At 57.6% G+C, this 24,956-nt stretch carries 26 protein-coding genes; 16 read left to right on the forward strand and 10 right to left on the reverse strand.

What is annotated here, in order from left to right; translation table 11 throughout:
* Positions 1–50: 50 nt before the first annotated feature.
* The 13 genes from trpS to RUESEDTHA_RS04605 all read left to right on the forward strand — a co-directional run bounded on the left by trpS (position 51) and on the right by RUESEDTHA_RS04605 (position 11,609).
* Positions 51–1,079, forward strand: coding sequence for a tryptophan--tRNA ligase (gene trpS, locus RUESEDTHA_RS04545; protein WP_171211785.1), 1,029 nt, complete (start codon positions 51–53; stop codon positions 1,077–1,079).
* Between the two features lie 59 nt (positions 1,080–1,138).
* Positions 1,139–2,002 (forward strand): branched-chain amino acid aminotransferase, encoded by an 864-nt coding sequence (locus tag RUESEDTHA_RS04550; protein ID WP_180884808.1) that lies wholly within the window; start codon positions 1,139–1,141, stop codon positions 2,000–2,002.
* Between the two features lie 60 nt (positions 2,003–2,062).
* A complete protein-coding gene (locus RUESEDTHA_RS04555; RefSeq protein WP_171122517.1) occupies positions 2,063–2,518 on the forward strand; it encodes a universal stress protein in 456 nt (151 codons plus the stop codon).
* A 9-nt stretch (positions 2,519–2,527) separates the two neighbouring features.
* Entirely contained in the window at positions 2,528–3,121 is a 594-nt protein-coding gene (locus RUESEDTHA_RS04560; protein WP_180884810.1) for a 2-hydroxychromene-2-carboxylate isomerase, read from the forward strand.
* 69 nt (positions 3,122–3,190) lie between these two features.
* On the forward strand, positions 3,191–3,754 hold the full coding sequence (locus RUESEDTHA_RS04565; protein WP_180884812.1) for a NifU family protein: 564 nt from the start codon (positions 3,191–3,193) through the stop codon (positions 3,752–3,754).
* The gene (tsaB, locus tag RUESEDTHA_RS04570; protein WP_180884814.1) at positions 3,744–4,331 is read left to right on the forward strand and encodes a tRNA (adenosine(37)-N6)-threonylcarbamoyltransferase complex dimerization subunit type 1 TsaB; all 588 of its coding nucleotides are present in this window, start codon (positions 3,744–3,746) and stop codon (positions 4,329–4,331) included. The genes RUESEDTHA_RS04565 and tsaB overlap by 11 nt, the downstream gene beginning before the upstream one ends.
* Positions 4,328–4,741: a GNAT family N-acetyltransferase gene (locus RUESEDTHA_RS04575; protein ID WP_180884815.1), complete on the forward strand. Its 414-nt coding sequence runs from the start codon at positions 4,328–4,330 to the stop codon at positions 4,739–4,741. Before tsaB ends, RUESEDTHA_RS04575 begins: the two co-directional genes overlap by 4 nt.
* Before the next feature lie 159 nt (positions 4,742–4,900).
* Positions 4,901–5,899 carry a BMP family protein gene (locus tag RUESEDTHA_RS04580; protein ID WP_180884817.1) on the forward strand — a complete coding sequence of 333 codons (999 nt, stop codon included), beginning with the start codon at positions 4,901–4,903 and terminating at the stop codon, positions 5,897–5,899.
* Positions 5,900–5,986: 87 nt separating this feature from the next.
* Positions 5,987–7,516 carry an ABC transporter ATP-binding protein gene (locus RUESEDTHA_RS04585; protein WP_180884819.1) on the forward strand — a complete coding sequence of 510 codons (1,530 nt, stop codon included), beginning with the start codon at positions 5,987–5,989 and terminating at the stop codon, positions 7,514–7,516.
* A gap of 1 nt (position 7,517) precedes the next feature.
* Entirely contained in the window at positions 7,518–8,612 is a 1,095-nt protein-coding gene (locus tag RUESEDTHA_RS04590) for an ABC transporter permease (RefSeq protein ID WP_180884821.1), read from the forward strand.
* Complete coding sequence (locus tag RUESEDTHA_RS04595) at positions 8,612–9,580, forward strand: ABC transporter permease (protein ID WP_180884823.1); 969 nt, start codon at positions 8,612–8,614, stop codon at positions 9,578–9,580. The genes RUESEDTHA_RS04590 and RUESEDTHA_RS04595 overlap by 1 nt, the downstream gene beginning before the upstream one ends.
* A 338-nt stretch (positions 9,581–9,918) precedes the next feature.
* Positions 9,919–10,839, forward strand: a complete 921-nt coding sequence (locus tag RUESEDTHA_RS04600) for a sulfite exporter TauE/SafE family protein (RefSeq protein ID WP_171124458.1) — start codon at positions 9,919–9,921, stop codon at positions 10,837–10,839.
* A 2-nt stretch (positions 10,840–10,841) separates the two neighbouring features.
* Positions 10,842–11,609, forward strand: a complete 768-nt coding sequence (locus RUESEDTHA_RS04605) for a TIGR02186 family protein (RefSeq protein ID WP_180884825.1) — start codon at positions 10,842–10,844, stop codon at positions 11,607–11,609.
* Positions 11,610–11,612: 3 nt separating this feature from the next.
* On the opposite strand, the gene RUESEDTHA_RS04610 is transcribed toward RUESEDTHA_RS04605, so the two are convergent.
* The 7 genes from RUESEDTHA_RS04610 to RUESEDTHA_RS04640 all read right to left on the reverse strand — a co-directional run bounded on the left by RUESEDTHA_RS04610 (position 11,613) and on the right by RUESEDTHA_RS04640 (position 18,524).
* Positions 11,613–12,341, reverse strand: coding sequence for an SDR family oxidoreductase (locus RUESEDTHA_RS04610; RefSeq protein ID WP_180884828.1), 729 nt, complete (start codon positions 12,339–12,341; stop codon positions 11,613–11,615).
* On the reverse strand, positions 12,338–13,870 hold the full coding sequence (locus tag RUESEDTHA_RS04615) for an ATP-dependent RecD-like DNA helicase (RefSeq protein ID WP_180884831.1): 1,533 nt from the start codon (positions 13,868–13,870) through the stop codon (positions 12,338–12,340). The genes RUESEDTHA_RS04610 and RUESEDTHA_RS04615 overlap by 4 nt, the downstream gene beginning before the upstream one ends.
* Before the next feature lie 61 nt (positions 13,871–13,931).
* Positions 13,932–14,570 carry an acyl-homoserine-lactone synthase gene (locus tag RUESEDTHA_RS04620; protein WP_180884834.1) on the reverse strand — a complete coding sequence of 213 codons (639 nt, stop codon included), beginning with the start codon at positions 14,568–14,570 and terminating at the stop codon, positions 13,932–13,934.
* Positions 14,571–14,653: 83 nt separating this feature from the next.
* Positions 14,654–15,373 carry a LuxR family transcriptional regulator gene (locus RUESEDTHA_RS04625; protein ID WP_180884836.1) on the reverse strand — a complete coding sequence of 240 codons (720 nt, stop codon included), beginning with the start codon at positions 15,371–15,373 and terminating at the stop codon, positions 14,654–14,656.
* Positions 15,312–15,530, reverse strand: a complete 219-nt coding sequence (locus RUESEDTHA_RS04630) for a hypothetical protein (RefSeq protein WP_171122368.1) — start codon at positions 15,528–15,530, stop codon at positions 15,312–15,314. The genes RUESEDTHA_RS04625 and RUESEDTHA_RS04630 overlap by 62 nt, the downstream gene beginning before the upstream one ends.
* A 206-nt stretch (positions 15,531–15,736) precedes the next feature.
* On the reverse strand, positions 15,737–17,023 hold the full coding sequence (gene ccrA, locus RUESEDTHA_RS04635; protein WP_171122546.1) for a crotonyl-CoA carboxylase/reductase: 1,287 nt from the start codon (positions 17,021–17,023) through the stop codon (positions 15,737–15,739).
* A gap of 136 nt (positions 17,024–17,159) precedes the next feature.
* The gene (locus RUESEDTHA_RS04640; protein ID WP_180884839.1) at positions 17,160–18,524 is read right to left on the reverse strand and encodes a 1-acyl-sn-glycerol-3-phosphate acyltransferase; all 1,365 of its coding nucleotides are present in this window, start codon (positions 18,522–18,524) and stop codon (positions 17,160–17,162) included.
* Positions 18,525–18,667: 143 nt separating this feature from the next.
* Between RUESEDTHA_RS04640 and RUESEDTHA_RS04645 the strand changes: the two genes are divergently transcribed.
* The 3 genes from RUESEDTHA_RS04645 (at position 18,668) to deoD (ending at position 21,811) form a co-directional block, all read left to right on the forward strand.
* A complete protein-coding gene (locus tag RUESEDTHA_RS04645) occupies positions 18,668–20,635 on the forward strand; it encodes a protein meaA (RefSeq protein WP_180884842.1) in 1,968 nt (655 codons plus the stop codon).
* A 128-nt stretch (positions 20,636–20,763) separates the two neighbouring features.
* Complete coding sequence (locus tag RUESEDTHA_RS04650) at positions 20,764–21,081, forward strand: H-NS family nucleoid-associated regulatory protein (RefSeq protein ID WP_180884844.1); 318 nt, start codon at positions 20,764–20,766, stop codon at positions 21,079–21,081.
* Between the two features lie 16 nt (positions 21,082–21,097).
* Positions 21,098–21,811: a purine-nucleoside phosphorylase gene (gene deoD / locus RUESEDTHA_RS04655; RefSeq protein WP_180884846.1), complete on the forward strand. Its 714-nt coding sequence runs from the start codon at positions 21,098–21,100 to the stop codon at positions 21,809–21,811.
* A gap of 249 nt (positions 21,812–22,060) precedes the next feature.
* Here the strand turns inward: deoD and RUESEDTHA_RS04660 are convergent, their stop codons facing one another.
* From RUESEDTHA_RS04660 to sdhA, 3 genes are all read right to left on the reverse strand, one after another.
* Positions 22,061–22,198, reverse strand: a complete 138-nt coding sequence (locus RUESEDTHA_RS04660; RefSeq protein ID WP_180884848.1) for a hypothetical protein — start codon at positions 22,196–22,198, stop codon at positions 22,061–22,063.
* A 135-nt stretch (positions 22,199–22,333) separates the two neighbouring features.
* The gene (locus tag RUESEDTHA_RS04665) at positions 22,334–23,113 is read right to left on the reverse strand and encodes a succinate dehydrogenase iron-sulfur subunit (protein ID WP_170414955.1); all 780 of its coding nucleotides are present in this window, start codon (positions 23,111–23,113) and stop codon (positions 22,334–22,336) included.
* A gap of 12 nt (positions 23,114–23,125) precedes the next feature.
* Positions 23,126–24,934, reverse strand: coding sequence for a succinate dehydrogenase flavoprotein subunit (sdhA, locus tag RUESEDTHA_RS04670; protein WP_180884850.1), 1,809 nt, complete (start codon positions 24,932–24,934; stop codon positions 23,126–23,128).
* Between the last annotated feature and the right edge of the window lie 22 nt (positions 24,935–24,956).

The raw sequence follows: 24,956 nt of genomic DNA on the forward strand, positions 1-24,956 counted from the left end.
CTCATGGGTAAGCGACGGGGGCTGATTTTTCCAGACGGGAGTTCCCTTCGATGACCGAAACCCAGTTCACACCGCGCGTGTTTTCCGGCATCCAGCCTTCGGGAAACCTGCACCTTGGTAACTATCTGGGTGCGCTCAAGCGTTTTGTGGATATGCAGGGCGAAGATTACGAGACCATCTATTGCATGGTCGACCTGCACGCGATCACCGTCTGGCAAGACCCCGCCCGTCTGCGTGAAAAAACCCGCGAGGTTTGCGCCGGTTTCATCGCTGCTGGTCTGGACCCGGAAAAATCCATCCTGTTCAACCAAAGCCAGGTGCCCGAGCACACGCAACTGGCGTGGATTTTCAACTGTATCGCCCGGATGGGCTGGATGCAGCGGATGACACAGTTCAAGGACAAGGCGGGCAAGAACGCACAGAACGCCTCGCTTGGCCTGTTTGCATACCCGGCGCTGATGGCGGCGGATATCCTGACCTATCACGCGACCCATGTGCCTGTGGGTGAGGATCAGAAACAGCATCTGGAACTGACCCGCGACATCGCGATCAAGTTCAACCATGACTATGGTGTCGAGTTCTTCCCAGTGACTGAACCCGTGATCGGTGGCCCCGCGCCGCGCGTGATGAACCTGCGGGACGGGTCGCGCAAGATGTCGTCCTCGGACCCGTCGGACATGACGCGGATCAACATGACTGATGACGCGGACGCCATTGCCAAGAAAATCCGCAAGGCCAAGACGGACCCGGATGCCCTGCCCTCGGAAGTTGACGGCCTGTCGGAACGACCCGAAGCGCGCAATCTAGTGAATATCTACGCGGCCCTCAGCGACCAAACCGCCGAGCAGGTTCTGGCCGAGGTTGGCGGCAAGCAGTTCGGAGAATTCAAGCCCATGCTCGCGGAGTTGGCGGTGTCGAAACTGGCCCCGATCTCGTCCGAAATGGCCCGCCTGATGGGTGAAGAGGCCGAGATTGATCGCATTCTGGCCAATGGCGCGGAAAAAGCACGCGCGATTGCAGCCCCAATCCTGCAGCAGACCTACGACATCGTGGGCATGGTCGGCGCAAAACAGGGCTGATTGCGCTGGACGTTACCGTTGCGTCTTCCTAGGTTTGCCGCAAAGCTTGGGAGGGCGTCATGGCAGTCGGCAAAAACATCCGTACCTATTTCGAAGGTCAATGGCATGACGGGGACGCGCCGATCATGCGCGCGGCCGATCATGGTGCGTGGTTGGGATCGTCGGTTTTTGACGGGGCGCGGTATTTTGATGGGCTGGCACCCGACCTTACAGCCCATTGTGCCCGTGTGAACCGGTCAGCCGAGGCGCTGATGCTGACGCCGACGGTAACCACAGATCAGATGGTCGAAATCGTGCGCGAGGGTCTTGAAAGCTATGCGCCCGACTCTGCCGTCTATATCCGCCCGATGTACTGGGGCATCGACGGGGACGCGACTGCGATTGTGCCGCAGGAAAACAGCACCGGCTTTGCCATCTGTCTGGAAGAAATTCCAATGGCACCTGACACCGCCTCGGCCACGCTGGGGTACACGCGCTTCCGCCGCCCGGTTCTGGAATCGGCGGTGGTGAACGCCAAAGCGGGCTGCCTTTACCCCAACAATGCGCGGATGCTGCAAGAGGTCCGGTCCAAGGGCTTTGCAAATGCCCTGGTGGCTGACGCGCTTGGGCATGTGGCCGAAACCGCCACTGCCAATATCTTCATGGTTCGTGACGGCGAGGTCTTCACCCCCACCCCCAATGGTACCTTCCTGGCCGGGATCACGCGCGCGCGCCACATCGAAAACCTGCGTGCTGATGGTGTGACCGTGTACGAAGCCATCCTGACCTTCGATGATTTCCATAAGGCCGATGAAGTCTTCATGACCGGCAACATGAGCAAGATCACCCCGGTCACGGCGCTGGAGGATACGCAATATCAGGTCGGGCCCATCGCCCGACGTGCGCGCGAGCTGTATTGGGATTGGGCGGCCAGCACGCGTTAGGCATCGGTTGCCAGCGCGCATCAGGTCGGGCATGATCGCCCGAAATGAATGAGGACACCCATGCGTAAGTTCCTGGTCGTATTGGATGACAGCCGCGAATGCCTGAACGCGATGCGGTTTGCAGCGATGCGTGCGGCCCATACGGGCGGCGGTGTAACGATCCTGTCGGTCATTCCCCCCGATGAATTCAACCATTGGATCGGAGTGGCCGAGGTAATGCGCGAGGAAGCCCGCGAACGTATCCACGCCCATTATGAAGTTTTCGCCAAATGGATGCGCGACAAACAGGGCGTCGACCCGGAGTTGGCCATTCGCGAAGGCGAACCGGTGGCGCAGATCATAGAACACGTGCAGTCCGACCCCGAGATCGGCGTGCTGGTGCTGGGCGCTGGTGTCGAAAAGAAAGGCCCCGGGCCTTTGGTAACCCAACTCACCAAGAATTCTGGCAGTATGCCCATTCCGATCACGATTGTTCCCGGCGATCTGAGCAAGGAAAAGCTGGAAGAAATCACCTGAGGCCTAACCATGCCGCATAGCATTCAGTTCTGGTTCGAATACGCTTCGACCTATTCTTACCTCTGTGCGATGCGTGTCGAGGACGTCGCGACCAACCACGGGGTCACCGTCGAATGGCAGCCGTTTCTGCTGGGGCCAATTTTCGCGTCGCAGGGGTGGGATAATTCTCCGTTCAACCTGTACCCGGCCAAGGGCCGCTACATGTGGCGTGACATGGAACGACTGACGGCGCAGCGAAACTTGCCCTTCCAACGACCCGATCCATTTCCACAAAACGGCTTGAAGGCGGCACGGCTTACGTTGGCCATCGAAGATCACGCGCAAAGGGCTGCGCTCAGCCGCGCGGTGTATTCGGCAGAGTTTGCAAACGGGCAAAACATCGCGGACGACGCTGTATTGCGCGCATGCCTTGCCGAAACCGGATTATCGCAGGACCTGCTCGACAAGACGCAGGACCCCGCAGTCAAGGCGGCGCTTATAACACAGACAAAAACGGCACAGGATAATGGGCTGTTTGGCGCTCCCAGCTTTCTGGTGGGCGGGGAACTGTTTTGGGGGGATGATCGGTTGGAGGATGCGGTCAGGTTTGCTGCTGCAATTTAGAACGGTTCCAAATCTTGACTTCCTGCGCGCGGACCCGCATATCATGAGCAACGAAAACGGAGCCGCGCCATGTTCATCCAGACAGAATCCACGCCGAACCCTGCAACGCTGAAATTCCTGCCCGGCCAGACCGTGCTGGAGGTTGGCACCGCAGACTTTCCAACAGCGGAAGCGGCAGAAAAATCGCCTCTGGCGAGCCGTATCTTTACCGTTGATGGCGTGACCGGCGTTTTCTTTGGCAACGATTTCGTGACCGTCACCAAATCGGATGACGTGCAGTGGGATCATATCAAACCGGCCATTCTTGGCGCGGTCATGCAGCACTATCAATCCGGCCAGCCGGTCATGGCGTCGGACGCGGCCACAGCTTCTGGCCATGCAGAACACACCGGTGAAGATGCTGAGGTTGTGAACCAGATCAAAGACCTTCTGGACAGCCGCGTTCGGCCTGCCGTCGCGCAGGATGGGGGCGACATTACCTTCCACGGATTTGACCGGGGCGTTGTCTATCTGCACATGCAAGGCGCCTGCGCGGGCTGCCCATCCTCGACTTTGACGTTGAAAATGGGGATCGAGAACCTTCTGCGCCACTACATTCCCGAAGTGACCGAGGTTCGCCCAGTTGCCGTCTGAACCGGTTATTCTGGCTTTCGACACATCGGCCGCGCATTGCGCGGCCGCTTTGTTGCAGGGCGACCACATTGTCACGTCAAAGGTCGAGGCCATGACCCGCGGCCAGGCCGAACGCCTCATGCCCTTACTGGAAGAGGGTCTTGCAGAAGCTGGGCGCACATGGAGTGATCTGTCCGCAATTGGCGTCGGGATCGGGCCGGGCAATTTCACTGGTATTCGTATTTCGGTTTCCGCTGCGCGCGGGCTAGCCCTTGGTCTTGGGGTTCCTGCAGTTGGTGTGTCGGGCTTCGAAGCACTGTCAGCGGATTTTCAGGACAGAATTCCAGCAATCCGCGCGCCGCGAGAGCAGGTATATATCTCGACCCCGGAAACCGGTCCCACACTACAAACTCTGGAATCCGCAGAATCACTTGGCCCGCTGGCCTTCAATGATGACGCCGATCAACAGGTCCGGGCCATCGCACGCATCGCGGCGCATCGGTGGCGAACTGTGACTGAACCTCCGGCACCTCTTTACATAAGGTCGGCCGATGCCGCCCCTTCACGGGACGTTCCACCGGCATTGCTGGACGAATGACACCGGAAGAACTGGCCGAAACTCATGCGGCAGCGTTCACGCAATCCCGCCCTTGGACGGCTGCAGAGTTCGCCGAATTACTGTCAAAACGGTTCACGCATGTCGTTGGAATTTCAAAATCTTTCGCTCTGTTTCAGGTGATCGCGGACGAAGCGGAATTGATCACCATTGCAACGCACCCCACACTTCAGCGTCAGGGGCTGGCAAAACTGCGTATGAACGAATGGCACACCAAAGCCAAAAATTTAGGCGCATCCCGTTCGTTTCTGGAAGTGGCCAAGAACAACTCTCCTGCGATTGCTCTATATGAACAGATTGGATACCGCCCCTGCGGGTTGCGCAAAGGGTATTACCAGCAGGAAAACAATAATAAAATTGATGCCGTTGTCATGGAATTCACCCTGACCTGACATCGGGCAGCGAATTAATTCGACCAGATGGTCAAAAATCTGTTGACCGCGGCTGTTGCAAACGGCCTTAATTCCCGCCATCACAAGAGTTATGCTCGCTCATAGTGGGTGAACGGGGCTATTTTGGCTCCGACCGACAATAACAAACGGGAGTATGAAATGAGCCTGATGAAATCCTTGATGGGCGCTGCCGCCGCCGTCGCTCTGACTGCGGGTGCCGCATTGGCCGAACCGGCCCTGATCTTTGACCTAGGTGGCAAGTTCGACAAATCGTTCAACGAAGCCGCACATAACGGCGCACAGCGTTGGGCCAACAAGACCGGCGGCACATACCGCGAGATTGAGCTTCAATCCGAAGCGCAGCGCGAGCAGGCACTGCGCCGCTTTGCCGAAGCAGGCGCGAACCCGATCATCACCATGGGCTTTGCGATGGCCGACCCGCTTGCCGCTGTTGCAGGCGACTATCCGGACACCAAGTTTGTTGCCGTTGACGTGAACTGGCTGGATGCACCGAATATTCGTCAGGTCAGCTTTGCTGAGCATGAAGGCTCCTATCTGGTTGGCATGATGGCGGCCATGGCGTCTGAATCCGGCACCGTTGGTTTCATCGGTGGCATGGATATCCCGCTGATCCGTCACTTTGGCTGCGGCTACGCGCAAGGTGCCAAGGCAGTGAACCCTGATATCGAAGTGGTTGCCAACATGACCGGCACCACCCCTGCCGCATGGAATGACCCGGTGAAGGGCTCGGAACTGACCAAGGCGCAGATTAGCCAAGGCGCTGACGTGATCTACGCGGCTGCGGGTGGCACCGGCGTTGGCGTTCTGCAAACCGCCGCCGACGAAGGCATCCTGTCGATTGGCGTGGACAGCAACCAGAACCACCTGCACCCGGGCAAGGTTCTGACTTCGATGCTGAAACGTGTGGACGTTGCGGTTTATGACGCAATGACCGCAGGCGAAGACGTCGAAACCGGCGTGTTCACCATGGGTCTTGCCGAAGACGGTGTTGGTGTTGCCATGGATGACAACAACAAGGAACTGGTCTCGGCACAGATGGCGGATGCCGTCGAGGCCGCACGCAAGGGCATCATTGATGGCGACATCAATGTGGTTGCGTACTACGAGAACGACACCTGCCCGGCACTGCAGTTCTGATATAGCCCGAGGCGGGGGCTGACCTCCGCCTCGCACCCACTTTGCCGCGTTGTGCATCGCGGCCTTTCGGCAACCCAAGGACAAGACATGACCGTCCCCGCCATTGAGCTCAAAGGGATTTCCAAAGCCTTTGGGCCGGTTCAGGCCAATAAAGACATCTCGATCAGCGTTGCCCCCGGTACGATCCATGGGATCATCGGTGAAAACGGTGCGGGCAAATCCACGCTGATGAGCATCCTCTACGGCTTTTACAAAGCCGATAAGGGCGAGATCTGGATCAACGGTACCAAAACCGACATCCCGGACAGTCAGGCAGCGATCGCAGCCGGCATCGGGATGGTGTTCCAGCATTTCAAGCTGGTGGAAAACTTCACCGTTCTGGAAAACATCGTTCTGGGCGCCGAGGATGGCGGGCTGCTGGCCCCGTCGCTGTCAAAGGCGCGCAAGGAACTGAAAGCCCTTGAAGAAGAGTATGAGCTGTTCGTGGACCCTGACAAACGCATCGATGAGATTGGTGTGGGGATGCAGCAGCGTGTGGAAATCCTTAAGGCCCTGTACCGCCGGGCCGAAATTCTGATCCTGGATGAACCTACGGGTGTGTTGACGCCGGCCGAAGCGGATCAATTGTTCCGCATTCTGGACCGCCTGCGTGCCGAGGGTAAGACCATTATCCTGATCACCCACAAGCTGCGCGAGATTATGGAGGCCACAGACACCGTTTCCGTGATGCGGCGCGGCCAGATGACGGCAACCGTCAAAACGGCCGAGACCAACCCACAGGAATTGGCCGAGCTGATGGTGGGCCGCAAGGTCCTGTTGCAGGTCGACAAGGTGCCCGCACAACCGGGCAAACCCATTCTGGAAATCGAAAACCTGCGGGTCGTCGATGAGGCCGGTGTCGAACGCGTCAAAGGCATTGATCTGACCGTACGCGCAGGCGAGATCGTGGGCATCGCGGGTGTCGCCGGAAATGGCCAGTCCGAGTTGCTGGAGGTATTGGGGGGAATGCGCCCCGGCCTTGGTTCGATCAAGCTGAATGGCTCTCCTCTGGCACTGAGTGGTGCTGGATCGGACGGGCAGGCCCGGCGCGCGCAACACATCGCCCATGTGCCCGAGGACCGTCAGCGCGAAGGTCTGATCATGGACTTCCACGCGTGGGAAAACGTGGCGTTCGGCTATCACCGGGATCGCGCGTATAAGCGCGGCATCTTCATGGATAACGCCGCCCTGCGTGCAGACACTGAGCGTAAGATCGAAAAATTTGACGTCCGGCCGCCGGATGGGTGGCTGGCCGCCAAGAATTTCTCGGGTGGTAACCAGCAAAAGATCGTCGTCGCCCGCGAAATCGAGCGCAACCCCGACCTGTTATTGGTCGGTCAGCCCACGCGAGGCGTGGATATCGGGGCGATCGAGTTCATTCACAAACAGATCGTTGCCCTGCGTGATCAGGGTAAGGCAATCCTGCTGGTTTCTGTCGAACTGGAAGAGATATTCTCGCTGTCCGACCGGATCGCGGTGATGTTCGACGGACATATCATGGGTGAGCGTCTGCCCCATGAAACGGACGAAAAAGAACTGGGCCTGCTGATGGCCGGTGTTGCGGGAGAGGCCGCGTAGTATGGATAAAATGCCCAAATGGGCCGACGTCATTCTGATCCCGCTGATCAGTCTGATACTGGCCGCAATCCTGTCGGCGCTGGTCATCCTCGCCATCGGAGAAAACCCGGTCGAGGCTGTGAACCTAATGGTTACCGGCGCGCTGGGGTCCACTTATGGCTGGGGCTACACCCTGTACTACGCGACCAACTTCATGTTCACCGGGTTGGCGGTGGCCGTCGCCTTTCACGCCCGGATGTTCAATATCGGCGGCGAAGGGCAGGCTATGCTGGGCGGGCTGGGTGTTGCCATGGTCTGTCTGTATATTGACTGGCCACATTGGAGCATCGCTTTGCTGGCCGCATGTGTCGGCTCGGCGCTGTTTGGCGCGATGTGGGCTGCAATTCCGGCCTATCTGCAGGCAAAGCGTGGAAGCCATATCGTGATCACCACGATCATGTTTAATTTCATCGCCGCCGCGTTTCTGAACTATATGCTGGTCAACGTGATGCGTCCGCAGGGCTCGCAAGATCCCGCGACGGCACGCTTCCCCGAAACTGTGCATCTGCCGACTTTCCAGTCGATGTTCTCGACCGCCGAGAATGCCCTGTTCCGCGGAGCGCCTGCGAATATCTCGTTCTTTGTGGCTTTGCTGGCCTGTGTCGTGGTCTGGGCACTGATCTGGCGCACTCGGCTGGGGTACGAAATCCGCGCCTACGGCCATTCCGAAACCGGTGCCGTCTATGCCGGAATTTCACCCGTGCGTATCACCATCATCGCGATGCTGATTTCGGGCGCGCTGGCCGGCATGATGGCCATCAACAACGTAATGGGCGAGGCCGAACGTCTGGTTCTGAACTCGACCGAGGGCGCAGGCTTCATCGGGATCGCTGTGGCCCTGATGGGTCGATCTCATCCGTTTGGCGTGTTCCTTGCTGCGCTCCTGTTCGGCTTTCTGTATCAGGGCGGCGCGGAACTGGCGTTGTGGACCTCGATCCCGCGCGAGCTGATTGTTGTTATCCAGGCCCTTGTGATCCTGTTCACCGGAGCACTGGACAACATGGTTCGGATGCCGCTTGAAAAGCTGTTCCTCAGCCTGCGGAAAGGAGCGCAGTGATGGAGTTCTTCGTAACGCTCATCCAGGTCCTCGATTCCACCATCCGTCTGGCGACGCCCTTGCTGCTGGCATGTCTGGCAGGGCTTTATTCCGAGCGGGCGGGTATTTTTGACATCGGTCTGGAAGGCAAGATGCTGATGGCGGCCTTCTTCTCGGCTGCTGTGGCTGCTGTGACCGGTTCGGTCTGGCTGGGCCTTCTGGCAGGTATCGGGGCTTCGCTGATCCTGTCGGCGCTGCACGGCGTGGCATCTATCACGTTCCGGGGCAATCAGCTTATTTCGGGGGTCGCCATCAACTTTCTGGCGTCGGGGCTGACTGTCCTGATCGCCCAAAGCTGGTTTCAGCAGGGCGGCCGCACCCCGTCGCTGTTTGGCGGCGGCCGTTTTGAGCCGATCAATTTCCCCTTCGCAGACGCCCTGAGCGGCGTTCCCATTATCGGACCTATCTATTCCGAATTGCTGTCGGGGCACTCAATTCTTGTCTACGTCGCATTCCTGATGGTCCCTGCAACGTGGTGGATTCTGTATCGCACCCGATTTGGCCTCCGCCTGCGTGCTGTGGGCGAAAACCCTGCAGCGGTGGATACGGCCGGCGTTTCCGTTGTTGGCCTTCGATTCGCAGCCGTCGCGATCTGCGGCGTCTTGTGTGGTATTGCCGGAGCGTATCTGGCCACCGCCCTGCAGGCCGGGTTCGTCAAAGAGATGACAGCCGGGCGCGGCTTTATCGCACTGGCTGCGTTGATCTTTGCAAAATGGCGCCCGTGGCACGCGATGTGGGCCTGCCTGTTGTTCGGCCTGCTGCAGGCCGTGGCGTTGAGGTTCCAGAATATCGACCTTGGCGGAGTTGTCATTCCTGTGCAGGTCATGGACGCCCTGCCCTATATCCTGACCGTGGTCATTCTGGCCGGGTTTGTGGGCAAAGCAATCCCACCGCGCGCAGGTGGCGAGCCTTATGTGAAAGAGCGCTGATAAGTCCAGATATGGACATGTTTCAGTCCTGTTCGCTGCAGAGCGGCATGCAGAGTTGATTTTGCATGCCGCAAAGGTTCTAAAGAGGTATGCGCGTGTTTCCTGTGATATCCGGCCTCGAACAAAGACCCACCGGGGATCCGGGCGCACTGGAACACAATTGGGAAGCGGCGGTATCGCAATTTCCTTTGCTCAACCCCGGTGTTTTGATCGGACGGATCACAGCCGGGTCGCCAAGCTTTTTCACTGCCTCTGAACGCGTTAATGCGCAACCACGTCACTTATTGCCGGACCGTGTCGCAGCCTGCGATGCATCCAGCCTCAACCGTTAAATAGTCATGCAGATATATCTACCAATCGCCGAAGTCTCTGTGAACGCCTTTCTGTTGCTAGGGCTGGGCGGGATGGTTGGCATCTTGTCGGGCATGTTTGGTGTCGGCGGCGGCTTTCTGATGACGCCGCTGTTGTTCTTTATCGGAATTCCCCCGGCCGTGGCCGTGGCGACCGAAGCCAACCAGATCGTCGCCTCTTCGTTTTCCGGCGTTCTGGCGCATTTCCGACGACGAACTGTGGACTTCAAAATGGGCACGGTCCTTCTGACAGGGGGGTTGATCGGTGCGGCGCTTGGGGTGGTCGTCTTTAACTATCTCAAAAGTCTGGGCCAGGTCGATCTGCTGGTGACGCTGTGCTATGTCGTCTTTCTTGGGGTCGTCGGCAGCCTGATGTTCGTCGAGAGCCTGAACGCATTGCGCAAATCAAAGAAGGGCGGCGGTGCCCCAGCCCCCCGGCGGCAGCGCGGTTGGGTTCACGCGATGCCGTTCAAGATGCGGTTCCGCACCTCGGGCCTGTATATCTCGGTCATCCCGCCCATGCTGGTCGGCCTGTGCGTCGGTGTTCTGTCTGCAATCATGGGTGTCGGCGGCGGATTTATCATGGTGCCCGCGATGATCTATCTGCTGGGGATGCCTACAAAGGTCGTTGTTGGAACGTCGCTGTTCCAGATCATCTTTGTGACCGGCTTTACCACAATGCTACATGCGACCACCAACTATACGGTGGATATCGTACTGGCCGTCCTGCTTTTGGTCGGCGGGGTTGTCGGTGCGCAGATCGGAACAGTGATCGGATCACGGATGCCTGCGGAACAGTTGCGCGTGCTTCTGGCGGCGCTGGTTCTGGTTGTTTGCGGCAAACTGGCCCTGGATTTGCTGATCGAACCTTCCGAGCTTTATTCGCTTGGCACGGAAGGGGGGCATTGATCATGCTGAAACGGCTGATCCTGCTTTTTGCGTTATGCGTCACCCCTGCACTTGCCGAGGATGAGCAGGTCGTGCTTGGCCTAAGTCATGACCGCGTGGCCATCACTGCCACATTTGATGGTTCCGAAATCCTGATCTTTGGCGCGGTCAAACGTGAAACTCCCATCCCCTCGGGCCCGCCGCTGGAGGTCATTGTGGCCGTTGCTGGCCCCTCGAGCCCTGTCATGGTCAGACGCAAGGAACGCAAGCTGGGAATTTGGGTAAATACCGACAGCGTTCTGGTTGACCTCGCGCCCAGCTTCTATGCCGTTGCCACCAGTGCGCCGCTGGATGACATTCTATCGGATACCGAGGATCTGCGATACAGAATTTCAATTGAACGCGCCATCCGGTCCGTTGGTGCAGCGATGCATATCCGAAGCGCACAGGACTTTGCCGATGCCGTCGTCCGCATCCGCGAAGATGAAGGGCTTTACTCGATCCGCGAAGACACAGTGGCCGTGGACGAGCAAACCCTGTTTCGAACTTCGATCGCAATGCCCGCCGACCTGACCGAAGGCGACTATACCGCGCGAATTTTCCTTACCCGTGACGGCCGCGTGATTTCTCAGTTCGAAACGACGATCGACGTTCGCAAAGTCGGTCTGGAGCGGTTCCTTTACAACATGTCCCGCCAGCAACCGGTCTGGTACGGGCTGATGTCTCTGGTGATTGCCATTGCTGCGGGCTGGGGCGCGTCCACCGCTTTCCGTTTGCTGCGCGAGAACTAAAGGTTACCCGCGACCGATATAGGGCATGGTTGTCGCCATCACGGTCATGAACTGCACATTGGCCTCAGCCGGCAAGGACGCCATGTGAAGCACGGACCGGGCCGCATCCTCAACTGCCATGGTTGGGTCGGGCTGCTCGCCCGCCGCGATCGCATTGTCGACCAATCCCTGAACCATCTGCGTCCGCGCGTTGCCGATATCAATCTGGCCGCAGGCAATCCCGAAGTCGCGCCCATCCAAAGACAGGCTGCGGGTCAAACCGGTGATTGCATGTTTCGTCGCTGAATAGTGGACCGAGTTCGGGCGCGGCACATGCGCTGCAATCGAACCGTTATTGATGATCCGGCCACCCTGCGGGGTTTGGTGCCGCATGATCCGAAACGCCTCGCGCGCAGACAGGAACATCCCATTCAGGTTGACGTTGACGCTTTGGTACCAATCTTCCAGCGCGATTTCGTCAATCGTTCCGCCGGGTGCAAAAATTCCCGCGTTGTTGAACAGCACATCCAATCGTCCGGCTTTGTCCAGAAAGCGGTTGAACGCGCCCGAAACCGCCTCGGGCTCGGTCACATCCGCCGGCAAGGGAACAGCGTTAGATCGGCCATTGGCCATCGTCGCCAAAGTATCCGCGCTGCGCGCCAAAAGCCCAACGGTCCACCCCTCATCCAGAAATAGCTCGGCCGTCGCGCGACCGATACCTGCGCTGGCCCCTGTGACGATGATGGTCTTCATGTGTCTTCCGCCTCCAATGTCAGCGAGGCCGCCGGAACTGCGCGTAGATCATCCACACGCAATGGATGCGAGGGTTTCGCCAACCGGTTGCGCACCACCCAGATCAATCTCTCTTGCGCGCGGGTGATGGCCACATAGGCCAACCGCTTCCACAACGGCTGCCCGGCCTCTGTCCGGCCCATCCGGGCGGCTGCATATATGTCCGGGGCAAAGACCTGAACCGTGTCCCATTGCGATCCCTGCGCCTTATGGATCGTCACAGCGGCCCCATGCAGAAAGGTTGCGCCCATTCGCGCGGCATAGGGGATAAAGGGCTCTTCCTCATCCGGCATCTCAATTTTAACAATCGACGCAGCGCTGACCTGCGGGTCTTCGGCCCCCATGACGTGCAACCGGGAAAACCCCGGTTTACGCCCCGGCCCCAGATAGATGACCTGCGCACCCTTGATCAGCCCGCGCGCCTCAAGGTCCAGACGCTTTTTGCGATGTTTCAAGGGCAACTCAATCCCGTCGCAGATCAACGGCTCACCCTCCAACAACTCGGTGTCGGGGGCGCCGTGGACGTGCCGGAACGCCTGAATCAGACGGATACGCGTCGCATTGCGCCAGACCAGAACGGGGCTGCGAGCCATCAGATCAACTTCGACTCTTTGCCCCCAGACAACACGCTCATCCTTTTGGGCGGTCTGTTCGACCAGCCGTTCGAAATCTTCAAAACCCATCTGCGGGTCTGCCAGCGCATGAGCGAGGTCCAGAATAGGGTTATCCGCAGTCTGTCTGTGAACCCGGTGCAAAATCTGTTTTCGCGGCTCGGGCAGCGCATCAAACACCATGCTGCCGGATTGATTGACCGGGGCCAACTGAGCGGGATCACCAAACAGTAAAAGTGTTGGAAAAATCTCTTGCAGGTCCTCGAACTGGCGATCATCCAACATCGAGGCCTCGTCCACGAACCCGATATCAAGAGGTTCATCCCGACGTTTCCAGCCCGTTATGAAATCGGACCCGCGCAACCCTGCGGCCGCCAAAGCGCCGGGAATGGATTTGTTGTTCTGATAAAACGCAGCCGCGCGGTCCAGCGCTTCGTCCGTCAGCCCTTCGATCTCGGGGCGTTCATCATTGCCTGCCAGCCATTCGGCGATGCGTTCGTATTCCGGATCATATACCGGCGTATAGAGGATACGATGGATCGTCGTCGCGGGCACCCCGCGCAGGCGCAACACACTTGCTGCCTTGTTGGTCGGCGCAAGGATGGCCAAGCTGCGCTTTTCGCGGGCCTTGCGGCTTTCGAAATCGCCCGAGACAACCTGAACGCCCGTTTCTGCAAGGGCCTTGTAAAGTTCGGCCAGCAATAGGGTCTTCCCGGAACCCGCCTTACCGATAACCGCCATGACACCGGATTTTCCGTTGCCGGGAAGCTTTAGCAGGGCGTCGTCATCCAAATCAACTCCGGCGGATTTGAGCATCTCGGCGATGCTGTCATAGGCGGCGGCCTGATCGTCAGAGAAGGTCACGGGGGGCAAAGACATGGCGCGACCCTACAGGGCCGCGCCAGCTATCACCAGATACGGAATTACGTTTTCGCGCGCTTCAGGCGGACAAGGCAAATCGGTGTTGCCGCCCGGTCCCGAACGCGGTCTTGAACCACAGCCGGGACAATTCGCGCGGGATACCCGCGCGCTCTGCAACCCGATAACAGTCTTCAGCCGAATAGGGCCAAAACCCGACGGAAATCTGGTCACGGCCTTTACCTTCGGAGCCCAGAACGATCGGCGACGACCCAATAAGGCGATAGATCCGAATCATCCGCGCATCAAAAACACCCGCAATATGGGTCAGGCCGAACCCTTCCATAATTTCACCCCCACTCAACATGATTGCCCCGGCGGTATGAGGGCTAGCGGTGCGGGACAGGCAAAAGCGGGTCACTTCCCAGATCAGGGGGCTATTGATCGGTTCACCCCCTGTCAGATGCCCGAAGACCTCATTCACCATAACCCGGCCCGTTGTCGGCAAGACCCGCATGGATCCGCCGTGATTGCCGTCCTCTTCCTCCCAGATGACATAAAGCGGGTTCAGATCGTCGTATTGATCCCGCTCCTCTCCGTTTTCATTGACGTGAACATCCCAGCCCAACCGGGTTTTGAACTGATCCGCGCGATCATGGAACATCCCGGCGGCCAGTTTCGGAAACTTATGCAATTCATCCGCGAACAAATAACGCAACATGACTTTTTCCCCTTGTCGTCCTGTGCAGGAACGAAGGGGCTACAAAGCCGTAGTTAATTTCCCGTTCGAGGAGCGTCCGACCGTTAAACCACTATTAATCCTCGGCTTAGCGCCGTTGCGATGGCGTGGGTTGTGTTCTGCGCCCCAAGCTTGGCCCGGGCGCTTTCGATATAAACACGCAGCGTATGCTCTGAGATTGACAGGGAATGGGCCACCTGCGCCCGATTATAGCCCAGCGCCAGCAAGGTCATGGCATCCACTTCTCGTGGAGACAGCCCGCGTGTCGCGTCCGGCTGCCTGTCACTTTCAAACTCCAGCGCCTTGCGGTTGAAAAAATGCGCAATCAGGATCAACTCGCGCCCATGGGTTTCCATGAAGCCTTTCCAGGTGTCATCGTCACATGAGTGATTTACCGTAAACAACGCGAATTGCCCGTTCGGGCCACGGATCGGGATCGAATAGCCCTGATTACCTACCCCGTGTTCCAGTGCATCTTTATAGAAGTTCTTTGCGACCTTTCCCGACCAATCCAATGTCTTCCAGTCAACAGGATGGAATCTTTGGAAACACCCCAAAATCACAGGGTCAATTCGGTGGTAGTTTTTCTCTCGGTATCTTTCGGCCCACCGATCAGGATACGTCGTATAACCGTATTGATCACCGGCCCCGTCAACCCAATGGTAAATGATATGTTCGATCTGCAGCCTGTCGCGAAGACGAACGGCGACGTCGCCAAGTTCGTCAAGCGTGCTGGTGTTTTCCAAGTCCTCCAGAACTTGACTCAAATCGAGTTGTATTCCCATCCGCGGGTGCCCGTGCCTCATTGCTCGCGGACGCAATCTCGGCTGCGGCGATCAGTTTGGTGTCATCCAACTGTTCGGCAAGCGCGGTCAGACCGTTCTCAACCGCAAAGGCGTTGAGGTCCGACAGAACGTCCAGTATCCACTCATTTCTCGCCATCTAGGGTCGCTCCGAAAGGGTTAACGAAGGGTTAACACAACTATAGCATGCGGGATGTTTTTTGCCCTATTCACCGGTTTCTACTCCCCCAAAATAGGGGGCAGCGCTTCGGTAACTTATTGAAACAAAAAGATATGGATGAAATAGAAAACGCCCGCGAACCGAAACAACGATTCGCGGGCGAAACTGTTTAGGATTCAGCCGGTTTAGCTGCGTGCGTCCAGAACCTCTTCCAGTGTACGCATTCCTGTCCGCGGTGCCTGAACCAAAACCGACATGTTGCCTGGCTTGTGCTCGTTCCGCATCATCTTCATGTGCGCTTCGGGCAGTTCATTCCACGAGAACACTTCGGACATGCACGGATCCAGACGACGCTCGACCATCAACTGGTTCGCGGCTGACGCCTGTTTCAAGTGAGCAAAGTGTGAACCTTGCAAACGCTTCTGGTGCATCCACATGTAACGCACATCGAAGGTTAGGTTATAGCCGGTGGTCCCTGCGCAGATCACAACCATGCCGCCCTTTTTCACCACGAAGGTCGACACCGGGAATGTGCTTTCACCGGGGTGTTCGAAGACCATGTCGACGTTCACACCCTTGCCAGTGATGTCCCAGATCGCCTTGCCGAATTTGCGGGCTTCTTTGAACCACTCGGCATATTCCGGTGTGTTCACCGTGGGCAGTTGACCCCAGCAGTTGAAGTCTTTGCGGTTCAGAACGCCCTTGGCACCAAGGCCCATCACAAAGTCACGCTTGCTTTCATCCGAGATCACACCGATCGCGTTTGCACCAGCGGTGTTGATCAACTGGATAGCATAGGACCCCAGACCGCCCGAGGCACCCCAGACCAGTACGTTCTGGCCGGGCTTCAGGTCATGCGGCTCGTGCCCGAACAGCATCCGGTAAGCAGTTGCCAGCGTCAGTGTGTAACAGGCGCTTTCTTCCCAGGTCAGGTGCTTGGGGCGCGGCATCAACTGCTGTGCCTGCACGTTGGTGAACTGAGCAAACGAACCGTCGGGCGTCTCATAGCCCCAGATCCGCTGGCTGTCCGAATACATCGGATCACCACCGTTACACGCTTCGTCGTCACCATCATCCTGGTTGCAGTGGATCACGACCTCGTCGCCCACTTTCCAGCGCTTAACCTTGTCACCAACGGCCCACACGATGCCCGATGCATCGGAACCCGCGATATGGAAAGGCTGACCATGGCCGTCAAACGGGCTGATCGGCTTACCCAGCGACGCCCAAACGCCGTTATAGTTCACACCGGCGGCCATAACCAGAACCAGCACCTCGTGGCTGTCCAGCTTGGGAACATCAACCACTTCAAGCTGCATTGCCGTGTCCGGCTCACCATGGCGTTCTTTGCGGATCGCCCATGCATACATTTTCTTTGGAACAAATCCCATCGGAGGGATTTCGCCCATCTCATAGAGGTCTTTTTCCGGCGCGTCGTAGGACGCGATACCGCTTTCGGTGTCCAGAGCCATGTTGGCCTCCTATTATTTCAACCCTTCGCCGCGATGCAGAATCGCAGCATTAACAGATGAGATATTGGGCATTGAGCAACATTGCAATAGAATTTGCACCTATTTTGTAATTTTATGACCCAGCAGATGCAGAAATTTACTTTGCTATCGCAGCATTCATGCCTGCGACATCTATGGGCGCGGACGCCGCGTAATAGTTCAACAGGTCAACCCTTTGGCCGGATTGAGATATTTTCCCGTCCACCTGTTTCAGAATGCGCCGCTGCACGAGTTGGTCCAAAGCCTGCGTGATTGCTGTATCCTCGGGGCCTACCAAAGTTCCGTCACGTCGCATGAGTTCGGACACGAAGATGCGCACGTCGTCTTCCAGCAATTCCCCGCGTTCTTGAATCAGTTTGCAGATGGCAGGCAAGGGAACCAAAGGAATCGCGTCGCGGATTTGACCCATCAAGGCGCGGGCAAGGTCTGTCATGACATCCCGGTCGTGATCTGATCGGAAGTCCCGCAAAGAAATCGGCTGACCATACCGGACCGAGGCCAAGCCAAATCGCGTGTACCGCCCGATCAGCTTTCGGCCAATCTGTTTCATGATCCAACCGGTGATCACCCCGATCCGGGCACGAAAACGCCGGTCCCTTCCAAGGGCTGCTTTGGTCAGAATCGTATCCTCTAACACACGGTCATAATTCAGGGCCACCGGAACAAAGACGACGTCTTTCCCTTCTGGACTGGTGCCATCCAGAATATATTTCAAAAGTCCCAGCTTCGGACGCCCCAATGCCCCGGTCAGGCTTAGCCCCCCCTCTGGGAACATGGCCTGTGTCACCCCGGCTTCGGTTGCATGTCGCACGTAGCAGGCCAGCACCTGACGATAAAGTTCACTGCCCGATCTGCGCCGAATAAAGTAAGCCCCCATCGCCCGGATCAACCGGCTAAGAGGCCAGACCCGCGCCCACTCACCAACGGCATACGACAGGGCAGAGTGCTGGGCCGCCAGGTAGGTCACCAGAACATAGTCCATATTGCTTCGGTGATTCATCACGAACACAACGGTCGCGTCTGGATCAATATTCTTGATGACCTCTTCGTCCTGATAGCTAAGGCGCACATCATAGAACGCGTTGCTCAGCATCCGCGCCAATCTGATCGCAAAGCTGAAATAGGCAACTGCGGAAAAGGATGGCACGATCTCACGCGCATATTTTCGCGCCTGCTCGAATGCGACCGCCTCGGGGACGCCTGTTTCGCGTGAATGATCCTGCACCGCCTGCCCCACCTGAGGATCGTAGATCAGGCGCTGAATCATGTCATGACGTTCAGCCAGCTTGAACGGCTGTATCGGTCGTTGAAGCCGTTCGTTCAGGCGCTTGACCGCGCGTTCCAGACGACGCCGAAAGAACCACCGCACGGATGGGAACAGGAAATGCGATGCCAACGTGACCGCGGCAAACACCAGGATCAGCAAAAATAGCCAAAGCGGAAGCTCAACGGTCTGAGTCATGCGCGCACCCTGCCAGCAAACGTTGCGTCCTACAATCAGAACAAGCCAGAATGCCGCGTCGCAGCGAATTGACATATCCCGAAAATTGCGCTTTAGAACCCATGGACGTAATTTTCTTACCCACCTGAGATACGAGGCACGTTATGACGCAGACGCAGAAAGATCGCCCCTGGCTCATCCGAACCTATGCCGGTCATTCCACCGCCAAGGCATCGAACGCGCTGTACCGTGGGAACCTTGCCAAGGGTCAGACCGGCCTTTCCGTGGCCTTCGATCTGCCGACGCAAACCGGTTACGACAGTGACCATATCCTGGCGTGCGGCGAGGTTGGCAAGGTGGGTGTGCCGATCAGCCATCTGGGCGACATGCGGGTTCTGTTTGACCAGATTCCGTTGGAACAGATGAACACCTCGATGACCATCAACGCAACCGCTCCTTGGTTGCTGGCGCTCTATATTGCAGTCGCCGAGGAACAGGGCGCGGATGTCTCGAAACTGCAAGGGACCGTTCAGAACGATCTGATCAAGGAATACCTTAGCCGCGGCACTTATGTTTGCCCGCCCAAACCGTCTCTCAAGATGATCGCGGATGTGGCCGAGTATTGCTATTCCAACGTGCCAAAATGGAACCCGATGAATGTGTGTTCCTATCACCTGCAAGAGGCTGGCGCGACACCTGAACAAGAGCTGGCCTATGCGTTGGCTACCGCAATCGCCGTTCTGGACGAATTGCGCCCGCGCGTCCCGGCCGAGGATTTCCCGGCGCTCTGTGGTCGGATTTCGTTCTTCGTGAACGCAGGCATCCGATTTGTGACCGAGATGTGTAAGATGCGCGCCTTTGTCGACCTGTGGGATGAGATTCTGCAGGACCGCTACGGCGTCGAAAATCCAAAGTTCCGCCGCTTCCGGTATGGCGTGCAGGTGAACTCTTTGGGTCTGACGGAACAGCAGCCTGAAAACAACGTCTATCGTATTCTGATCGAGATGCTGGCTGTGACCCTGTCCAAGAAAGCCCGTGCCCGTGCCGTGCAGTTGCCTGCGTGGAACGAGGCGTTGGGCCTGCCCCGACCGTGGGATCAGCAATGGTCCATGCGGATGCAGCAGATTCTGGCCTATGAAACCGACCTGCTGGAATATGACGACCTGTTCGAAGGCAATCCCGCCGTGGATGCCAAGGTCGAAGAGTTGAAAGAAGGCGCGCGCGCCGAACTGGCCAACCTGGATTCGATGGGTGGTGCGGTCGCGTCGATCGAATACATGAAGTCCCGCCTCGTCGACTCGAACGCCGAGCGCCTGAACCGGATTGAGCGGAACGAAACTGTTGTGGTCGGTGTGAACAAATGGACCGACGGCGAAGCTTCGCCCCTTCAGACCGAGGATGGCGGCATCATGGTTGTCGATCCGGCGGTCGAACAGGAGCAGATCGACCGCCTGAACGAATGGCGCACTCAACGTGACGAGGCGGCAGTAACCACAGCACTGGCTGCACTCCGCAACGCCGCACAGACGGGCGCCAACGTCATGGAGCCGTCGATTGCCGCCGCCAAAGCGGGTGTAACCACAGGTGAGTGGGCCGAAGAAATGCGCAAAGTCTACGGCACCTATCGCGGCCCGACAGGGGTTTCAGGGTCTGTGTCCAACAAGACCGAAGGCCTGGATGACCTGCGTGCCGCCGTTGACGCGGTTAGTGATCAATTGGGGCGCCGCCTGAAGTTCCTAGTTGGCAAACCCGGTCTGGACGGCCATTCCAACGGGGCCGAACAAATCGCCTTCCGGGCACGCGATTGCGGCATGGATATCAGCTATGAAGGTATTCGCCTGACGCCCGAGGAAATCGTCGCGGCCGCATCCGAAGACAAGGCACACGTCATTGGATTGTCGATCTTGTCTGGCAGCCACATCCCGTTGGTTCAGGACGTCATGACCCGACTGCAAGAGGCTGGCCTGACGGATATCCCTGTTGTCGTCGGCGGGATTATTCCTGATGAAGATGCAGCAAAACTGACAGCTATGGGCGTCGCGAAAATCTACACGCCAAAGAATTTCGAGCTGAATACGATAATGGGCGACATTATCACTCTGGCTGATCCGCAAAATTTGGCAGCGGAATAACCGACCCTCTCGTTTCTTTTATCGGTATGCCTATTCCCTTTGGTAAAGGGGATAGGTAAAACCCATGCCTGCGCTTAAAGTGCGCCTTAAGGGAGGCTGCCCATTCGGGCATGGCATGGAGAATAATAATGACAATTAATCTCGAGGTTATGTCGCGCAAGGAACTAATTAAACTGCGTGATAGAATCGAAAAGGCGCTAAAGAAGGCGGAAATACGGGAACGGCAAGAAGCATTGAAAGCCGCTGAACAGGCCGCTGCTCAATACGGGTTCTCTTTGTCTGAATTGGCTGCAGACGGCGCTGCATCGGGAAAAGGGTTTAAGGCCAAGGCCAAGTACCGCAACCCCGCCGACCCCTCACAAACCTGGTCTGGTCGGGGGCGCAAGCCGCAATGGATACACGACGCGCTTAAGTCTGGTGCAAGTATCTCGGATCTGGAAATCTGATTGGAATAAAAAACAAATGACGATTCATATTGGCGCTGAAAAAGGCGAAATCGCAGAAACTGTTTTATTGCCGGGTGATCCTTATCGGGCAAAATGGGCGGCGGAAACATTTTTGGATAACGCGAAACAAGTCAATAATGTGCGCGGCATGCTTGGGTTTACCGGAACCTGGAAAGGAAACCCCGTTTCCATTCAAGGCAGCGGAATGGGAATGCCATCATTGTCGATCTACGCGAACGAATTAATTCGCGACTTTGGCGCAAAGACGCTGATCCGGATCGGATCGTGTGGGGGAATGCAAGATAGTGTCAATGTCCGCGATGTCATTCTGGCAATGACTTCGACAACACTAAGCACCCCATCGCGTGGCATCATGAAGGAACTCAACTTTGCGCCCTGCGCGGATTGGGGTCTGCTGCAAGCAGCCGCTCAAGCGGCCGAGGCCAGCGGTACGCCGACCCACATCGGGGGAATCTATTCCTCGGACGTGTTCTATGATGAACGGCCCGACCTTAACGAACAGATGGTCCGTCACGGAATTCTTGGCGTCGAAATGGAAGCGGCCGAGCTTTACATTCTGGCCGCACGGCACAAGTGCCGGGCTCTGGCCGTTCTGACCGTATCCGATCACCTGCTAACCGGTGAGGCTCTGCCCGCATCCGATCGGGAAAGCAGCTTTGGCGACATGGTTGAAATCGCTCTGCGTGCGGCGTTCCCAAACGCCGCCTAAACATGACGTGACGATCAGGGTATCCTTTTGAGATTACTTCCTTAGGCAGGTTTTAGGGCTATCAGCCCCTACCTGTTGCGCCCCGCAATAGGCGCAAATCCAGACACCCTCCTTACGGTGCTGACGCCAGCGGCAGTCACGTGTCAAAGATGATGTTCGTGACCGCCAGATGAAATACGCAAAAACGCCAGCGGCCAGCAAAAGCAATAGAATGGGCATACTTATGCATTGCCCATTCTTTAAATGCGTTCAAGCGGCGTTCGCATATTCGAACAAGTCTGGTTCGTGGGTGTCAGACGCGACAGGTTCCGGCGTGTAATAGGTCCAAGCCTGTTCCAGCGCCTCAAGCGCTTCGTCTGCTTTGGTTTTTTGGTTTTGATCCTGCATCGGAGCGATCCCTTTTACGGTTGAATCACTCCTCCCTGCGCACAAGATAGTGCCGAGCAAGGAAGGCTGCATCGCATTGTTTTGCAACCTCGCCATGCGCTTGCCGCAAGGCGGCAAGCACTGATTTTGCGCACCTTAAACTGCGCGTTCGACCATCATCTTCTTGATCTCAGCAATCGCCTTGGCCGGGTTCAGACCTTTAGGGCAAGTCTTGGCGCAGTTCATGATCGTGTGACAGCGGTACAGCTTGAACGGATCTTCCAGCTCATCCAAACGCTCACCGGTTGCCTCATCCCGGCTGTCGATGATCCAGCGATAGGCGTGCAGCAATGCTGCGGGGCCAAGGTAACGGTCGCCGTTCCACCAGTAGCTGGGGCATGAGGTCGAGCAGCTTGCGCACATCACGCATTCATACAGTCCGTCCAGCTTTTTGCGATCTTCGATAGACTGCTTCCATTCTTTCGCCGGGCGGTTGGTCTTGGTTTCCAGCCACGGCATGATGGATGCGTGTTGCGCATAAAAATGGGTCAGGTCAGGAATCAGGTCCTTGACCACCGGCATGTGCGGCAGCGGATAGATTTTCACGTCGCCCTTGATCTCATCCATACCATAGATACAGGCCAGCGTGTTGATCCCGTCGATATTCATCGCGCACGACCCGCAAATCCCTTCGCGGCAGGACCGGCGGAAAGTCAGAGTGGGATCAATCTCATTCTTGATCTTGATCAGCGCGTCCAGAACCATCGGGCCGCAGCTATCCATATCAACGAAATACGTATCAACACGCGGGTTCTGTCCGTCATCCGGGTTCCAGCGATAAATCTGGAACTTGCGCACATTGGTTGCGCCTTCGGGCTTTGGCCATGTCTTACCGGTGGTGATCCGGGAATTCTTGGGGAGGGTCAGTTGTACCATAAGTTCCTCTCCTTAGAACGTCCGCGCTTTGGGCGCGATTTTCTTCAGGCTGATGCCGCCTTCATCCTCGGTGGTCAGAGGATCGACGATAACGGGGCGATAGCTGAGTTCAACCTTGTTGCCTTCAACCCGGCTGACCGTGTGAACGCGCCAGTTTTCATCGTCACGCTCGGTGAAGTCCTCATGCGCGTGGGCACCACGGGATTCCTTACGCGCCTCGGCCCCGACAATGGTGGCAAGCGCGCTTGGCATCAGGTTGGTGAGTTCCAGCGTTTCCATCAGATCACTGTTCCAAACCAACGAGCGGTCAGTAACCTTTAGGTCATCCATCTTGGCAGCGATCGCCGTCATCTTATCGACGCCTTCAGCCATGGTCTTGGCAGTCCGGAAAACGGCTGCGTCGGCCTGCATGGTTTTCTGCATCTCAAGCCGCAGGTCAGCCGTTGGGATAGACCCGCTAGCGTTGCGAACAGCATCAAACCGGTCAAATGCCTTATCGACCGAAGCTTGGTTCAGCACCGGGTTCGGCGCGTCGGCATCGACAACCTTACCCGCCCGGATCGCAGCCGCGCGGCCAAACACAACGAGGTCGATCAGCGAGTTGGACCCCAGACGATTCGCACCGTGGACCGAGGCACATCCGGCCTCACCCACCGCCATCAGGCCCGGAACAACTGCGGTCGGATCATCTGCGGTCGGGTTCAGAACTTCGCCCCAATAGTTCGTCGGGATACCGCCCATGTTGTAGTGGACGGTCGGCAGAACCGGGATCGGCTCTTTGGTGACATCAACACCGGCAAAGACGCGCGCGGATTCCGAAATCCCCGGCAGTCGTTCAGCCAACGCTTCGGCGGGAAGGTGGCTGAGGTTCAGGTGAATGTGGTCGCCATTGTCGCCATGACCGCGACCTTCGCGGATCTCCATCGTCATCGAACGGCTGACATAATCGCGTGGCGCAAGGTCTTTGTATTGGGGCGCGTAACGCTCCATGAACCGTTCGCCTTCTGAGTTGGTCAGATAACCACCTTCGCCCCGTGCGCCTTCGGTGATCAGGCAGCCCGAGCCGTAGATGCCGGTCGGGTGGAACTGTACGAACTCCATATCCTGCAGGGCCAGACCCGCGCGGGCCACCATGCCTCCACCGTCGCCGGTGCAGGTATGGGCCGATGTCGCGCTGAAATAGGCGCGGCCATAGCCGCCGGTTGCCAGCACCACCATCTTGGCGTTGAAGACATGCATCGTGCCATCGTCCAGCTTCCAGCAAACGACGCCCTGGCATTGCCCGTCATCGGACATCACAAGGTCGATGGCGAAATATTCAATATAGAACTCGGCATTGTTCTTCAGCGACTGACCGTACAGCGTGTGCAGGATCGCGTGACCGGTCCGGTCAGCGGCGGCACAGGTCCGCTGCACGGCGGGGCCTTCGCCGAATTCAGTAGTATGGCCACCGAACGGGCGCTGATAGATCTTGCCTTCTTCAGTGCGGCTGAATGGAACCCCGTAATGTTCCAGTTCGTACACCGCCTTTGGTGCCTCACGCGCCAAATACTCCATCGCGTCGGTGTCACCCAACCAGTCCGAGCCCTTGACGGTGTCATACATGTGCCACTGCCAATGGTCTGGTCCCATGTTCGACAGGGACGCAGCAATACCGCCCTGCGCCGCAACCGTGTGCGAGCGGGTCGGGAAAACCTTGGTGACACAAGCCGTGCGCAGGCCCTGCTCGGCCATGCCCAGAGTGGCGCGCAAACCGGCGCCGCCGGCGCCGACAACAACCACGTCATAGTCGTGTGTTTCGTATTCGTATGCAGCTGTCATTTGTTTTTATCCCTACCGCGCC

The sequence above is a fragment of the Ruegeria sp. THAF57 genome (assembly GCF_903914075.1).
Taxonomy (GTDB): Bacteria; Pseudomonadota; Alphaproteobacteria; order Rhodobacterales; family Rhodobacteraceae; genus Ruegeria.